A 14851-nucleotide genomic window follows, 5' to 3' on the forward strand; every position below is an offset into this window, starting at 1 on the left:
TATTTCAACTATGAAAATTTTACTATACTCCTCAGTTTTTTTCCCTTCTCTGGGTGGTATTGAAACTATTAGTGCAACATTAGCTGCAAATCTCATTCAGCTGGGTCATGAATGTACAGTTATCACTGAAACTCCTACTAATACTGATGAACACAATAGTTATAAAGTTATACGACAACCAACTTGGAAAGAGCGACTCGCATTAACTAGTGAATTCGATATAGTACACTCTAACGGTGCAAGCGTTGCTCTGTATCCTTTTGCTAAATTCAGTAATAAACCATTTATTTGGACACACAACGGATATCAGGTTTGCTGTGTGGATGGATTAGGATGGGTGGATGGTGAACCAGCGCCAATCACTCCCCTTGCATCTCTGGCTTACCACTTTCGGAAGAAAGGTTTATTTCATGGCTTAAAAGAGTCTCTAAAACTTGGGATAAGGCGTTACGTTGCAAATCACGTAGATTTGAACATTGCAGCAACTTACTGGGTTGCAAAGCGGCAACCCTTGAAAAACCAGATTGTTGCTTATACACCCTACCCAATTAATCGCTTTAAAAATGCCAAAAAAATTAATAATAGCTGGAAGTATGACTTTATTTATGTTGGCCGTTTAGTCAGTGAAAAAGGTCTGCCTGATTTAATTAAAGCATTTAAATTACTAATTATAACACCTGGATACGAAAATAAAAGTCTTGCAATTGTAGGCTCTGGAAACATGAAAGCCAAGTTAGAAGAAATAGTTAATAAATTGAACTTGGAGCTTAATGTCTCTTTTCTAGGACATAAGTATGGTTCTGAACTAACTGATATTATTAGTACTGCAAAAATTGGGATTATTCCTTCAGCTTATGAAGAACCAATGGGAGGAGTATCCTTAGAATTACTTGCAGCAGGTAAGAATGTTATTGTTTCTGAGTCTGGAGGTCTTGCAGAATGTGTTGGCAATGCTGGTCTTAAGTTCAAAAATGGAGATATTAATGCACTCTATGAGTGTATGAAGACAATTCTTTCTGAAGAAAGTTTAGCTCAACAACAATTAAAATTATCTGATACTAGGCTTGAAATATTTGATGAAGTTAAACTTACAGAAAAATATGTAGAAATTTATGCCCAAGTAATTAATAAATATACATGAAATATATTAAAATTTATTCTCATGATTAGGGGCAAGTAGTTATAAAAAAAACATATATATATTGTAAATTAGAGATAATTTATGACTAAACTTAGCGTTATACCCATGTTGATCAAACATTTTTTATGAGGAAATTTAACTATGCAGAGCCTTAATTTTTATGATCAAGATTATTATAAATCTCACTACGGTTTTCTCCTGAATGACAATGATTATTATGAGATACTTTCAAATTACTGGAAATATGCAATTTTTCAAAAATTAGGTTTTTCACCTGAACTATCTACGTTAGATTATGGCTGTGGTTTAGGACAGGTTACTGCCTCTCTGAAAAATGTAACTTTTTTTGATCCATCAGACTTTGCAGTTGATTTTCTCCGTCGTCAAGGGAAAAATGCTACAAGTAACCGAAAATCTATTCCTCTAGACTGTTTTGATTACCTGATATCCTCTCATTCTCTAGAACACTCACCAGAACCCGCTAATGATTTGAAGGAATTCCACCAATACTTAAAACCTAATAGTAAATTATTTTTAATTTTACCTATTGAAACGAATTTGAATCCAAGTTTACAACCTGATTCCGACCAGCACTTTCAATGTTGGACATTTCAAAATATAACAAACCTTCTATTTCACTGTGGTTGGCGACCAATTCATCAATCTTACTTATATAATCCTTTTCTGTTAAGAACAATGGCTTCCCAAATTCCAAATTTGCAGTTAATTAAGCTATCAGCATTGTTTGGAAAATATAAAAGATCATATCCTTCCTTGTTAACTGTTGCAGAACGAATAACCAGTTATTAACTATATAGTTATTTCGAGTAACTAGACTATGTAGACTACACTGGATACAAGTTAATGTCAGAGGGTATTAACCCAATAACTGTTTTAATTCGTCACATTGTATAAGAGTTATGAAAAATAATTTAGAAGTAATTGAGGCAGTAATTCGGTGAAAGAGTATATTGGAGTTTTAGCTCCCTTTGCCATTATAGTTATTCTCTATCTTTCTGCTCAAAACTGGCGGACTTCTATAAAAACTATACTAGTTTTAGTGGTAATTGAAGGTGCTTTACGGAAATGGGTTCTACCCGAAGCCAGTCAGTTCATCTATTTTTTGAAAGATATTGTACTTATAGGGGCTTATCTTCGTTATTACATTTTCTCATCTACTGAAAAAACCTTTCGTATCAAAGGCAATTCGGGAGCTGAAACTATCGCTTCGGTGATTTTGCTATTAACAGCTTGGTGTCTGTTACAAGTTTTTAATCCCAGCTTGGGTTCTCCAATTATTGCTATTTTTGGAATAAGAGGATACTTATTATACATTCCTTTAATATGGATGTTACCCAATCTCTTCCGTTCAGAAGAAGAATTATATAGATTTCTACGATCCTACCTGCTGTTGGTCATTCCAGTAGCGCTATTGGCAGTAGCACAGTTCTTTAGCCCCCCTTCAAGTCCCCTCAACACCTATGCCCAAGATATAAAACAAAATATTGCAACTTTTGGAGATGGAAATTCCACGAGTGTTCGTGTCACAGGCACTTTTTCCTACATTAGTGGCTATTCAGTTTATGCAATTATTTCCTTTGGATTGTTAGTTCCCCTGTTAGCAGTTCCGCAATCTCGATGGTGGCGTTGGGCAACAATCGCAGAATTACTACTAATTAGTGGCACCTCGTTTATGACCGGCGCTCGTGGTCTTTTTTTCACTGAAATCCTGTTTCTAATTAGTTATTTTGGGGGACAGTTACTAACTAATCTGAAAACAGCCGTTCCCTTGATCAAACAGTTTACAGTGCCTATTATCACCATAGCTGTTGTGACTGTCACTTTGTTTCAGTCTGCTATCAATTCTTTACTATTCCGCATCAATTCCAATCATGATGTATCTAGTCGCATTTCGGGAATCTTCATTGAGCCTTTTGAATTTATAAAGTTAAAAGGACTGGATAGTTATGGTCCAGGCGCAACTCATCCAGCAACTTCAGTATTGCGTAGGATTCTAAATTTACCTCTAGGAGAGACCATTCCTGTCTACTATGAGTCGGAAATGGGTCGAATAGTTCTGGAAATTGGTCCTATAGGTTTTTTCTTGTGGTATTTGCTGAGACTCATATTCATTTATCTACTGTGGCGCACATTCCTGAAATTAAAGCGCCCTCTGTTGCGACAGCTAGCGCTGTCAGCTTTTTTGATTCATGCGCTTCTATTTACTGATCGGGTTGTGTTCAACCATACTCTCTTAGTCTACTACTGGTTCCTAGCAGGATTTATTTTCCTTCTACCCCGACTCGAACAGATAGAGAACTGGAAACAACAACAGGAATACTTCAATGGTCCAGATACCTATCACCCTCATACATCCTACAGGTAATCCTAACGTCCGTCAGGCAGCGAATGCACTAGGAGAAGTCGGTCTGCTGCGGGAGGTGATTACAACCATTGCCTATAACCCAGAAGGAAGTATCAGCCACTACTTAAAGCTGCTTCCGGCTCAAATTAGTAATTCTATTGCTAATGAACTAGGGCGGCGTACCTGGATTCCTCCAAACGGTGTAGCCATGCGATCGCACCCTTGGAGTGAAGCAATGCGGATGATCTTAGTAAAAACTGGACTCAGTAGGCGTTTTGGCTTCGGTTCTCAAGGTCCTATAGATTGGGTTTATGCTTCTCTCGATCGCCATGTTGCCAAGCATCACCTCCAGGGTCTGGCAGCAGTTTATGCTTATGAAGATGGGGCTGCTACTACCTTTAAGATTGCCAAGCAACAGGGAATTTTATGCCTGTACGACTTGCCTATCCTGTTCTACCGCATGGCGCGAGAAATTCAGCAAGAGGAGGCTGAACGGTTCCCAGCACTGTCTGCATCACTGCAAGCAGTACGAGAACCTGACTGGAAGTTGAGACGCAAGGAGCAAGAAGTGGCGCTGGCAGATCATATTTTTGTGGCCTCTTCCATTACCCAGCAATCCTTACTCAGGGAAGGGGTTAGTCCTGACAAAATTACGGTTATCCCTTACGGCGCACCGATTGATTATTTTCAACCCCAACCCAAACTAGATCAAACTTTTCGTGCCTTGTTTGTCGGTCGCGTCGGTGTTCGCAAAGGAGTTCATTACCTCGTCAAAGCATGGGAAGAACTACAACTTCCCCAGGCAGAGTTAATGCTAGTAGGAGTGAACGAATTTCCAGAAACCTGGCTTTCCCAACTTCCTGATGGAGTTAATTACATCCCATCAGTACCCCATACTACGCTGAATCAATATTACAGTAATGCCAATGTGTTTGTGTTTCCTTCTTTAGTAGAAGGCTTTGGACTGGTACTTCTAGAAGCGATGGCTTGTGGCATTCCTGTAATTACCACGCCTAACACAGCAGGCCCTGATATTTTAACCGATGGGGTGGAAGGGTTTATTATTCCCATTCGAGATGTGGAAGCACTCAAAGAAAAACTAGAGTGGTGCTACTCTCATCCCCAAGAGTTAGTAGAAATGGGGCGATCTGCCCGACGCAAAGCTGAAGAGTTGAACTGGGGTATGTACTGCCAGAGATTGGCAAGTCGAGTTCAGGAAATTATCAATTACTAAATACTTAACTAAGCATAAAATTTTAGAGGTATAAATATGCAAATAATGAATGTTGAAAAGCTAAAATCTGCAAAGCGAGAGTCTCTGCATCTTTGGTTTCCTAACCTGTTTGAATTTAAGGGTGGTATTCAGGTTTATCTCCAGGATGTTCTCCAGGCTATACAAGAAGCACTACCCAACTTATCTGTATGTATTTTAGATAAGCTAGACAGAAATAAACCTGTAGATAAATTCAATTCAAACAATTATTCATTTACTTTTAGCGGTCATTTGCCTAGTGTGTTACAAACAGCGCACTTTACTTTTAAATTAATTACAAAAACATTAATCAATCGTCCAAGTTTTATTTTATGTGGGCATATTAATTTTTCTCCTTTAGCATTTTTTATTCATCAGTTTACGGGTATTCCTTATGGAATTATTGTTTATGGTGTTGATGCTTGGGAAATTCAAAATACATGGAAAACAAAAGCGTTATATACTGCTGAAAAAATAATTTCAATTAGTGGTTATACCCGTGATCGCCTAATTAATGAGCATAATTTAGATCCAGATAAGATTGAACTTTTACCAGTTACTTTTGATGCTAGACGCTTCCAAATTGCTCCGAAGCCGCAATATCTACTAGAACGCCATAGCTTAACTCTTGAACAGCCAATCATTTTGACCGTAACTCGATTAGACAATAGTGAACGCTACAAAGGCTACGACCAAATCTTACTAGCAATGCCTAAGATTCGCCTAGCCATTCCCAATGCTCATTACATCTTAGTAGGCAAAGGAAGCGATCGCCCCCGAATTGAGCAACTAATTTCTCAATTAAACTTACGCGATTGTGTAACGCTAGCAGGATTTATACCAGATTCAGAACTCTGTGACTATTACAATCTCTGCCACGTTTTTGCCATGCCTAGTAAAGGAGAGGGATTTGGAATTGTGTATTTGGAAGCTATGGCTTGTGGCAAACCAACTTTAGCAGGGAATCAAGATGGTGCAGTTGATGCCCTCTGTAATGGGGAGTTAGGTGTGTTGGTGAATCCTGATGATGTAAATGCGATCGCCCAAACACTGATTCAAATCTTACGAGGTACTTATCCTCACCCTATCCTCTATCAACCTCAAATTTTACGCGAGCAAGTGATTGCCAGATTTGGATTTGAACAGTTCCAACAAACTCTGGCTGAGTTAATTCAAACTAAACTACTACCGACTACCTGGTGAAGTTGATCAACAAAATTAACCTAAAAAATAGATGAAGATATTACAAGTCATACCCTCCATCAGTCTGACTATGGGCGGGCCTACTGAAGTTGTTATAAACTTGGCCAAAGCCTTGCGCCAGTGTGAGTTAGATATTGAAATTGTCACCACCAATGATGATGGAAATACTTTGTTGGATGTCCCTCTTCGTCAGCGTATTGAGTATAAAGAAGTGCCAATCTGGTTTTTCCCCCGTGTTTCCCGCCGAATCAAAGAATATATCTTTTCCCCTGAGTTAGCACCTTGGCTTTGGGAACACATGGGAAATTATAACCTAGTGGAAACTCACTATCTTTTTTCCTATGCTCCTACTTGTGCTGCGGCGATCGCCCGTTGGCAAGGAATCCCCTATTTAGTTCGCACAATGGGTCAATTGTCACCTTGGGCACTAGCTCAAAGTCGTCTGAAGAAACAGGTTTATAGTCGGCTGATTGAGCATCATAATCTAAATCGTGCGGCTGTTATTCATTCTACATCTGCTGGTGAAGCAGAAGATATCCGTAACTTCGGTGTTAAAACACCCGTTCTCACTTTACCTCTTGGGGTGAATATCCCTCACCCTTTACCCGATGCCAAACAAAAACTACGACACATTTATGGAATTTCTACAGAAACACCCGTAATACTGTTTCTTTCTCGTCTTCACTACAAAAAACGCCCAGACCTACTACTACAGGCACTTGCCCGTCTTGTAGAACAAAACTATAATTTTCACCTAATTGTAGCGGGTTCAGGGGAACCAGAATATGAAACTGAGCTAAAAAACCTGGCAATATCCCTTGGCATCTCACAGCAAACTTCCTTTGCTGGTTTTGTGATGGGGCAAGAGAAAGACTTGCTGCTGCAAGGGTCAGATATGTTTATTTTACCATCTTTTTCCGAGAATTTCGGTATCGCCGTTGCTGAAGCAATGGCGGCTGGATTGCCTGTGATTATAACTCCAGGAATTCAAATTTCTCCAGAAGTTGCTGCTGCCCAAGCTGGGTTGGTTGTTGAGGGTACACTTGAAACATTGACAGAAGCGATCGCGCTGTTACTCAAATCTCCTAATCTGAGACAACAGCAAGGCGAGAATGGCAAACAGCTTGTTAAACAGCAATATTCCTGGGGAGCGATCGCTCAAAATCTTACCTCTGTTTATCATGCGATTATTGAAAGAAAACTTTTACCAGAATATCTTGTAGACTCAAGTGCAAAAATCTAGATATATGAAATTATTACGCTTGATTGAATATGAAAAATTGGATCAAAACGAGGTTCGTAGAAATTAATGAAGAAATTTTTTCATAAATATAGAACACTCATTTACATAATAATTGCTATAATAATTGCTGAAATTTTTTTCAGACTTCTGCTCGGACTAGGTAATCCGGTATTAAGTCAAGCAGATCCTTATACAGGTTATCGCTTTCAAGCAAATCAAAAATTATTTCGTTTTCGTAAAAGAATAGAATATAACCAGTACTCCCAGCGTTCAGAGCCAATTAATCCCCAAAAGCCCCAAGGAGTAGTAAGAATTCTGATGATCGGTGATTCCATTCTTAATGGTGGTAGTCCTACTGATCAACAGCAAATAATTACTGAGATTTTTAAGTCTAAATTATTGGCTGCTAAACATCCTGTAGAAGTCCTTAATGCCTCTGCTGGTTCCTGGGGAATTGGCAACCACTTAGGATATTTACGTGAATTTGGTACTTTTAATAGTGATGTTGTCATTCTCGAAATTGGTACAAACGATTTAGCTCAACCCACAAGTACTAGCGCACCTGTAGGAAATGACCCTAATTTTCCTACTCATCCTCCACTGTTGGCAATTCAAGAAGCTTGGACTCGGTATACTTGGCCAAGGTTATTAAACATTTTTCAAATTGGCTCTGTCTCTTCTGATTTTCCGTTAACTGCTTCATCAGTTGAACCCGATCGCCAGTTCCAACAGAATATGCAGATCCTAAAAACTACAGTACAGCTAGTGCGTATTCAAAAAATTCCTATTTTTGTATTGTTCGTACCGGAACTTTCTAACTTAGTTCCCTCCAACAATCCACCTAAATATAAATTGGAATTTATTCAGCAGTTAAAGTTTTTACAGGTTCCTTTAATTGACGCTGAGTCCGAGTGGTCAACGTTGCCTAGTAAAAAAGTGGAAACCTTATTTCGAGATGGCATACACCCAAATGAGGTAGGGAATCAAGCCTTAGCGAATTTACTGTTTCAGCAGATATCGCCGATTTATTACAAGCAATAAAAAATCATTAGTAAGGGTTTTCTAGCAACAGCAGATATAACACCTATTTATAATTACTTCAGATTTTCACATACCCAGAGCCAAGGCGATCGCTACCCTTATCCTTGGTGGTAGGTATATCCCTCACTATCTTGAAAAGTCAGAGCGCTGGTTTCCGACACTCTGACTTTTAGCTGATTGAATTCTTGTTCAACCTACCTTGCTTACCCACCATATGCGTCTAGATCAATATACTATTGGTAACTATACTCCAGGCGCAACATTCTGGAAGCAACTTTTTTGGTATTTTGTTGGGTCGCCTTTGGTTGAAAGTTATTGGCTACCATTTTCAGTTTTTAAGATTTGGGTACTCCGCAGTTTTGGATCTAAAATCGGTCAAGGTGTCCGCATCAAACCTGGAGTCCGGGTAAAATTTCCCTGGCGGTTATACATTGGTGATTTTGTTTGGATTGGGGAAAATGTATGGATAGATAACCTCGCTTTTGTCACCATCGAAAGCCATGTTTGTCTATCTCAAATGGTCTATCTCTGCACTGGAAATCATGACTGGAATCATCCCGATTTTAAATTAATTGTTGCTCCAATCAATATTCAAGAGAGTAGTTGGATTGCTGCCAAGTCGGTAATTGGTCCAGGAGTTACTGTTGGTCGGGGAGCAGTACTGACTTTAGGTGGCGTGACTGGAAGCTCACTAGAGCCAATGACTATTTATGCAGGTAATCCGGCTCAACCTATCAAGCAGAGAAAGCTTTGATATCCAATTTTTGCGATCGCATCTCATAGTTTAGTTTACTACAAATTGGGTGAGGAGCGGCTGACCGAAGAGGCAGGGGAGAAAGATAGAGAAACAAGATTCCTGCCCCCTCTCCGAACTCACGGAGAGGGCTGGGGTGAGGTTTAGGCTTTCTACGAAAGTCAGATCCCCCTATTAAATTTTCTTAAAATTCTCAATTGTGAGATATTTTTCTTCATCTGCTATCTGACTGTTGTAATCGATATCAATTTGGGTTGGATAGCCAAATCTAGCACTGTACCGTACATTCAGGCTGAAGGCTTGACGGTTGATAGCATCTTGAATCACATCAAATAGCTTAGGAATTGTGTTGTAGTTTTGAAAGAATTCTGGATTAACTGGTTTACCTGTAGCTACAGAAGTGATGGAAGTTGTTTGACCATTACGTACTTTAATGACTACTGGTCCCCTAGCGTCGGCTATACAAAAGCAACTATTGCTCAAAGTATAGTCATAGTTGGAAATATTTTGCCGATTCCAGAAACGGCGATTAAATTCTAATCGCTTTTCTAATCGTTTTAAATTCAAGTTATTACTCGCTGGCGATTCTGCTATCTCTATGGGAGATTTGGACATTACTGGTAGGTTCAGACCAAAAGATAGCAATAATCCGGCACTGATAATGATCGGTAAACGCATATTAAATAATTCGTAATTCGTAATTCGTAATTAACTTTTGTAACAGGGATTTAGACTCTGTGACAAAAATTGCCGCTTGATAGAATCTCAAGCAACTTAAACCCACGGAACTCGTCAAATCCATTTTATAAAAAAATTATATATTATTAATTCATCTATTTCTTTAAATACACTTTATATTTTAATTAAAATTCATCAGTGGGTAGCCAAGGGCAAATAGCAAATTTATGACTCTAGGGAATTGATTCATGAGTGTAGTCTATAGCCAAATCATATCCGGCGCGTTGGCACAACCCACCGTAGGCATGGCATACGGGCGAAAATCTTTTCTGTATGCTGTAAAATTCTTACTGTAAAAAAAAATTTTTTATTTCAAGCATGAATAATGCACAAACTTGGTATATTGTCAAGCGTTCTGCTGGTAATTGTAAAATTGTCCCCAGCGATCAAGTTGGAGACGGGAATTTAGAGATTATAGAACAGTGGGGTCCTTTTAGTTCGCAAGAAGAAGCGATCGCTCGGCGTGTCGGACTTATTAGGGCAGGAAAATGCCAACCAGTTTAAGTTAGGAGTCATTCAATTTTGGATTTTAGATTTTGGATTTTGGATTGAAGGAAAAGTCTAAAATCCAAAATTGGCAGAGTTTGAAATTGACAATGATGGTTTTTATTCCTAACTCCTGACTATTCACTCCTAACTTTATTCCTAACTGTTCATTTTTCTGCTGTAGGCGTGCCCTTAGCAGGAATTTGTTTACTTATGACTTCCACTGCTTTAGCGAATTGGGGATCTGCTAGAGTAGCGAGTTTGTCACGTTCATGGAGCCACAACTCCTCCATCTGCGCTTTGGTCAAATCCACCTTTACATCTGGCTCAATCCCTTTATGATTGATATCTCTACCGCTAGGGGTATAGTAATGAGCGATTGTCACCGCCAATCCTGAACCATCTTCCAGGGGACGCACCGATTGCACCAGTCCCTTACCAAAGGTTTGAGTACCAACCAAAGTAGCACGCTTATTATCCTGCAAAGCCCCGGAGAGGATTTCACTTGCACTGGCTGAACCTTTATCTACCAGCACCACCAAGGGTTTATTTGTCAAGGCTCGTCCGTTTGCCTCTTCCTTTTCTGCCTCTCCTTGGCGTTCAACGGTGGAGACAATCTTACCTTTATCTATCCACATCCGGGCAATTTCCACACTGGAGAAAAGTAAGCCGCCAGGATTACCACGTAGATCCAGAATATATCCAGCTACCTTTTTGCTTTCTAAATTTTTGATGGCAGTTTGCATTTCTTTACCAGCATTGGCGCTGAACTGGTTCAAGCGAATGTAGCCAAGATTCCCTGCTGGAGTTTGCTTCTGGGAAAACTTAACTGGATGAATTTCAATTCGCGCCCGTTTGATGTCAAACTCTTTTGTTTTACCGTCGCGCCCAATTGTCAGGCTGACTTGAGTTCCTGCTTCACCCCTAATCAATGATACTGCCTGATTGGTATCCATCCCCTTAGTATCTTTGCCGTCGATTTTCAGGATGACATCTTTCGCCAAAACACCAGCTTTAAAGGCTGGTGTATCTTCGATTGGGGCAATTACAACCAGTTGCTTCGTTTTTTCATCCTGACTAATCGTGATCCCAATACCTATTAGTTCTCCAGAGGTGTCCACTTGCATATTCTTAAATTCCTCTGGGTCCATAAACCGGGTGTATGGATCTTGTAGCTTTTTGAGCATTTCCCGAATGGACTTATACGCTTCCTGTGGATTACTGTAGGACTTGCTCAAGTACTCCTTACGAACAGCCTGCCAATCTACTTGATTAAAAGTACCGTCTACATATTGGCGTTGAATAACTTGCCAAACTTCATCTACCAATTCTTTGGGACTTGCTTTAAATAAAGCCTGACCTCGTGAGTGAATGCCAAGGCTAGTAACAGCGATCGTGGAGAGTGTCACTGCCGTAGCACCCAAAACAAGCCTACTTTTTGTAATCACCATAATGACAGCTGGGTCAGAGGGAAAATATATATTTCAGTATGCTCAATCTAACACAGGCTACTACTGTACAGACCGAATATGTATCCCTAATTTAAACAAAATACTTGACAATCTGGCGAATTTGGGGACTGGGGAATGGGGCATGGGGCATGGGGCATGGGGCATGGGGCATTGGGCATGGGGCATTCTCCTTGTCTCCCTCATCTTCCCCTGCTCCCCCTGCCCCCACTCCCTACTCCCTACTCCCTACTCCCTACTCCCTACTCCCTACTCCCCTAGCCCCTTTATGGCTCTACCCAGCGTTCATCTGCCTTAATGAGGTTAATTAATTCCTCTACACCTTTATCTTCTGGGACTTTTTTAATTTCCTCTCTGCCACGATACAAAGAAATGTAACCAGGTGTTTTGCCAACATAACCATAGTCAGCATCCGCCATTTCTCCGGGTCCATTGACAATACAACCCATAACTGCTATGTCAAGACCAGTTAAGTGTTTAGTGGCTTCCCGAACTTTGTGCAGCACTTCTTCTAGGTTAAACAAAGTGCGTCCACAGGAAGGACAAGCGACGTATTCCACCATAGTTTTTCGCAATCCCAAAGCTTGGAGAATGCTATAGCAGACGGGAATTTCTTTTTCTGGTGCTTCTGTAAGTGAGACGCGAATTGTATCGCCAATGCCATCAGCAAGTAAGGTAGCAATACCAGCCGTGGATTTAATTCGCCCGTATTCGCCATCACCAGCTTCGGTAACGCCCAAATGTAGCGGATAATCCATATCAAGGTCATCCATGCGCTTGGCTATCAGGCGATAGGCGGCTAGCATCACTGGTACTCGTGAGGCTTTCATGGAAATTACCAAGTTGCGGAAATCCAAAGATTCACAGATGCGAATGAATTCTATGGCAGATTCCACCATGCCTTCTGGGGTGTCACCGTAGGTAAATAGCATTCTTTCAGCTAGGGAACCGTGATTTACCCCAATTCGCATCGATTTACCTTGATCTCGCAAAGAAACGACTAGAGGTTCTAGGGTTTCGCGGATTTTTTCGCCAATTTCGTCAAATTCGGTTTTAGTATACTCAGTTCGATTGACGTTTGGCTTTTCAAACACATACAAGCCCGGATTAATCCGTACTTTCTCTATGTGCTTGGCGACTTCCACAGCGATTTTTAGCCCATTGTGATGGACATCAGCCACAATTGGCACGTCTTGGTAAGTTTTTATTAATTTTTGTTTAATTTCTGCTAATGCTTTAGCATGAGCCATACTCGGCACTGTGACACGGACAATTTCGCAGCCAATTTCGTGCAGACGACGAATACCAGCCACGGAACCATCAATATCAAGGGTGTCTTCGTTAATCATTGACTGCACTACAACGGGGTAGACACCGCCAATTGTGACATTACCAACCTTTACAGGACGGGTTTTACGCCGCTTGATAGTTGTATCAAAGGTAGGTTGACCTGATGTAGTATTTGAAGTATCTACTATGGGCAGAGTTTGCATAACCTGATTAGGTAAATTTGCTGTAGCTAAAAATATCAGATTTGATAAATCTCTGTTTCCCAGATTGCCACAGGTGGTGGCTCTTTTGGACAATTAGGTAGAAAAAAATGGAAAATGAGACAGGCATAGAAATAAAGAGCAATCTGCCTTGATCTGACTCTCTGATGCTCCAAGGTTCAATGTATCAAGAACTTGTGGAGCATTAACTTTGAGCCAGAATTCTATTCTTGTCCAAATTTCCTGCATACTTTGTTTTGCCTTGTGGTTGGTTTACAGATGAGTGGTTAGATGAACGGCTTGGCGATGTTGCGAAGTTTGAATGAGAGCGATAACTTCGTTAAGCCTCACTAATAGGATTTACGCATTGACAGGAAAGACCAAATATGGATGATTTGAATAAATACACATCTGTCGTAAGGGCACAGCATTGCTGTGCCCCTACAGCGCGGGTCTATTTACTATCAAAGAATGATTAATAAAAACCTGAAACGACGTATTTACGTTAAATACACAACATGATTCTTTTGTACAGTGCGTAAGTCCTAACTAAGTAGCCCTTTCAAGGTGTATTAATGTTCCCAAAGATTGCCCTGGTAATGGAGCGCTATTGATTTGGCGCAGTTCTTTTAAACGATGTTCACTAGCTGCGATGCCTGCGGCGGGCTACGCCTACGCATTACCATCAATAATTTTTACTCGATAACCTGGTAGCAAATCAGGCATTGTTGCGTTCAGATGCCGAATTGTAGCTTCCATTTGTCCAGCGACCTCTGTGACTAACTCCCCATTAATACTCGCTTCGATACCATTGATTTTGTTATAGACCGAGGTAACTCAAACACCTATTTCTTCAGCAGATGCTTGGTGGGCTGCATGTACTGTGATCTGCATCGCAACACGACCTGCAAGAAAAGCGTCCTCTTCATAACCTCGTTCTGGGACGGAAAGCATTACTGAACCATCTTTTATCAAGTCTTGCCAGAATTGTAATGCAGCGATCGCACCCCTATTCGTTAAATTCGGGCGGTTATTGGTTACAATTTCTCCCCCAGCACTAAATAAAAACGGGAACCAACTAAATACAGTCCATCCTCCTTTTCCTAAAGGCAGTAATATTCCATACTGTTCAGGGCGGCGATCGCCATTGCGGTCTATAGTTAATTTGTTGGACACTTGTCTCAATTGATCCCAAGTCTTGGGTAATTCTGTGATCCCCGCAGCTTCAAAAAGTTTAGGGCGATAGAAAATTCCAATATTACTAGTGTGCATTGGCACTGACCAAATATGACCACCTAACTGCATTTCTTCCAATAAGTTCGGTCTAATGTTTGACTTGATTGGCAATTTGTCTAACCAATCTTCTAAAGGTCGAATTGCCCCTAATTCCACAAATTGACCTGTATATTCAGGATGGAATGACAGGATATCTGGAGGCACATTACCAACAACAGATGTTAAGATTTTTGGTAATTGAGGTTCAGGCTCGAAAATAGATCCCACCCAGCAGTTATTAAAGTTCCATCAAGCGCTGACAACTGAAGGTAAAACTATCCTGAACTGGTATTTCTTTAAAGGCTTTAATCAAGATTACCCTTTTCACATTGATGACCCCCAAGTAGTAGAGACTTTCTACAGGACGATTCAGACCAAATTCTGAGAAATTTTT

At 40.3% G+C, this 14851-nt stretch carries 13 protein-coding genes and 1 pseudogene; 9 read left to right on the plus strand and 5 right to left on the minus strand.

From position 1 onward, the window contains the following. The first annotated feature begins 10 nt into the window (after positions 1-10). From V7K31_RS19340 to V7K31_RS19375, 8 genes are all read left to right on the plus strand, one after another. Positions 11-1141, plus strand: a complete 1131-nt coding sequence (locus V7K31_RS19340) for a glycosyltransferase family 4 protein (protein WP_335096185.1) — start codon at positions 11-13, stop codon at positions 1139-1141. A gap of 141 nt (positions 1142-1282) precedes the next feature. Further along, positions 1283-1951 carry a class I SAM-dependent methyltransferase gene (locus tag V7K31_RS19345; protein WP_335096187.1) on the plus strand — a complete coding sequence of 223 codons (669 nt, stop codon included), beginning with the start codon at positions 1283-1285 and terminating at the stop codon, positions 1949-1951. A gap of 148 nt (positions 1952-2099) precedes the next feature. After that, entirely contained in the window at positions 2100-3527 is a 1428-nt protein-coding gene (locus V7K31_RS19350) for a hypothetical protein (protein ID WP_335096188.1), read from the plus strand. Further along, the gene (locus V7K31_RS19355) at positions 3487-4740 is read left to right on the plus strand and encodes a glycosyltransferase family 4 protein (protein WP_335096191.1); all 1254 of its coding nucleotides are present in this window, start codon (positions 3487-3489) and stop codon (positions 4738-4740) included. The genes V7K31_RS19350 and V7K31_RS19355 overlap by 41 nt, the downstream gene beginning before the upstream one ends. A 45-nt stretch (positions 4741-4785) precedes the next feature. Then, complete coding sequence (locus V7K31_RS19360; protein ID WP_335096293.1) at positions 4786-5961, plus strand: glycosyltransferase; 1176 nt, start codon at positions 4786-4788, stop codon at positions 5959-5961. A gap of 31 nt (positions 5962-5992) precedes the next feature. Then, a complete protein-coding gene (locus tag V7K31_RS19365; RefSeq protein WP_335096193.1) occupies positions 5993-7204 on the plus strand; it encodes a glycosyltransferase in 1212 nt (403 codons plus the stop codon). A gap of 66 nt (positions 7205-7270) precedes the next feature. Beyond that, a complete protein-coding gene (locus V7K31_RS19370; RefSeq protein WP_335096195.1) occupies positions 7271-8245 on the plus strand; it encodes an SGNH/GDSL hydrolase family protein in 975 nt (324 codons plus the stop codon). Positions 8246-8459: 214 nt separating this feature from the next. After that, on the plus strand, positions 8460-8999 hold the full coding sequence (locus tag V7K31_RS19375) for a WcaF family extracellular polysaccharide biosynthesis acetyltransferase (protein WP_335096197.1): 540 nt from the start codon (positions 8460-8462) through the stop codon (positions 8997-8999). Positions 9000-9173: 174 nt separating this feature from the next. On the opposite strand, the gene V7K31_RS19380 is transcribed toward V7K31_RS19375, so the two are convergent. Next, positions 9174-9677, minus strand: coding sequence for a DUF6174 domain-containing protein (locus tag V7K31_RS19380; protein WP_335096199.1), 504 nt, complete (start codon positions 9675-9677; stop codon positions 9174-9176). A gap of 378 nt (positions 9678-10055) precedes the next feature. Here V7K31_RS19380 and V7K31_RS19385 point away from each other — a divergent pair, with 378 nt between their 5' ends. Further along, on the plus strand, positions 10056-10241 hold the full coding sequence (locus V7K31_RS19385) for a DDE transposase family protein (RefSeq protein ID WP_335096200.1): 186 nt from the start codon (positions 10056-10058) through the stop codon (positions 10239-10241). A 149-nt stretch (positions 10242-10390) separates the two neighbouring features. On the opposite strand, the gene ctpC is transcribed toward V7K31_RS19385, so the two are convergent. The 4 genes and pseudogenes from ctpC to V7K31_RS19405 form a co-directional block, all read right to left on the minus strand. Next, on the minus strand, positions 10391-11674 hold the full coding sequence (gene ctpC, locus V7K31_RS19390; RefSeq protein WP_335096202.1) for a carboxyl-terminal processing protease CtpC: 1284 nt from the start codon (positions 11672-11674) through the stop codon (positions 10391-10393). Positions 11675-11765: 91 nt separating this feature from the next. Continuing rightward, entirely contained in the window at positions 11766-11903 is a 138-nt protein-coding gene (locus tag V7K31_RS19395) for a histidine kinase (protein ID WP_335096205.1), read from the minus strand. A gap of 55 nt (positions 11904-11958) precedes the next feature. Beyond that, on the minus strand, positions 11959-13185 hold the full coding sequence (gene ispG, locus V7K31_RS19400) for a (E)-4-hydroxy-3-methylbut-2-enyl-diphosphate synthase (RefSeq protein ID WP_335096206.1): 1227 nt from the start codon (positions 13183-13185) through the stop codon (positions 11959-11961). Positions 13186-14019: 834 nt separating this feature from the next. Then, positions 14020-14685: pseudogene (locus tag V7K31_RS19405) on the minus strand (extracellular solute-binding protein); the annotation flags it as partial. Positions 14686-14851 lie beyond the last annotated feature (166 nt).

It is taken from the genome of Nostoc sp., assembly GCF_036917675.1.
Taxonomy (GTDB): domain Bacteria; phylum Cyanobacteriota; class Cyanobacteriia; order Cyanobacteriales; family Nostocaceae; genus Nostoc.